We start from the raw sequence: 1,045 nt of genomic DNA on the forward strand, positions 1-1,045 counted from the left end.
AATCTGGAGCAAAAATCGCGTGTCTCGCCGCAGCGTGACAGCCGTCCCGGCCAGCTATCGCTGCATCAATCCGCTGATAACTTTACAGTGCCGTTCGCAAATTCCTTGAGATGAGCTAAAGTGAGGCGAGGCAAACGTCTCGAGGTTTGGATCCAAACGGTGACCAAGAACATGCATCAGAAAAAAACCGCGCTCTAAGTACAGTATTAAGCGGCAGAGCCTTCCTGAGGCGTTGGCAGAGTCACTACGAGAGCGTATTCTCAACGGTGAGTTTAAAGGAGGTGAACCGCTCATTCAGGAAGCAATTGCCGCCGAATATGAATGCAGCCGAATGCCTGTACGAGAAGCATTTCGCCAGTTGGAAGCGGCCGGCCTGATTGTATCAAAAATCCACAAAGGCGCCGTTGTAACCGCGCTGCCCTCCGAACAGATAATGGAGCTGTTTGAGCTCAGAGCGATTTTGGAATGCGATATCCTCGCATATTCTCTCGCCCGTATGACGGACCAGCACCTCGACGCCTCTGAACAGATCTTGGAGGAACTCGAAGCAGCTTATGGAGATCGGGACATCGCAAAGGTGGGCGCACTTAACTGGGAATTTCATCGGAGTCTCTATGTGGCTGCTGAGCGCGTTCAGACCCTAGCTCTTATTCAAGGGATCAACGTTCAGACAGATCGTTATATCAGACTTCAGCTCCTCTTGACCTCTGCTTTTAAAGAGGCGGAAACAGAGCATCGACGTATTCTGAACCTGTGCAAGAAACGGGATCTGAGCGTCGTCGAATTCATGAGAGATCACATCATCCGAGCGGGGCACAATCTGCTTGACGCTCTCAAGACTCGGAAGAGCGCTAACGCCGCCGAATAATAAGGTACGTCTCCTTCGGTACTGCCTTCAACCAATATCGAGGAATTGCCCGGTAATCTCTCAACCGTTTTCTGGCGAGGGGCTGAAAAGTTTGTTCCAACCTGTCGCCAGTCTCCAAGCCCAACTTGAACAGTTGGACGTGAACGGATAGCGAACACTGTCCGTTAAGCCATTGAA

At 51.2% G+C, this 1,045-nt stretch carries 1 protein-coding gene; it reads left to right on the forward strand.

From position 1 onward, the window contains the following. Nucleotides 1-232: 232 nt before the first annotated feature. The gene (locus tag BLS48_RS34715) at nt 233-868 is read left to right on the forward strand and encodes a GntR family transcriptional regulator (protein ID WP_244530014.1); all 636 of its coding nucleotides are present in this window, start codon (nt 233-235) and stop codon (nt 866-868) included. Nucleotides 869-1,045 lie beyond the last annotated feature (177 nt).

The sequence above is a fragment of the Mesorhizobium qingshengii genome (assembly GCF_900103325.1).
GTDB classification, from domain to species: Bacteria; Pseudomonadota; Alphaproteobacteria; order Rhizobiales; family Rhizobiaceae; genus Mesorhizobium; species Mesorhizobium qingshengii.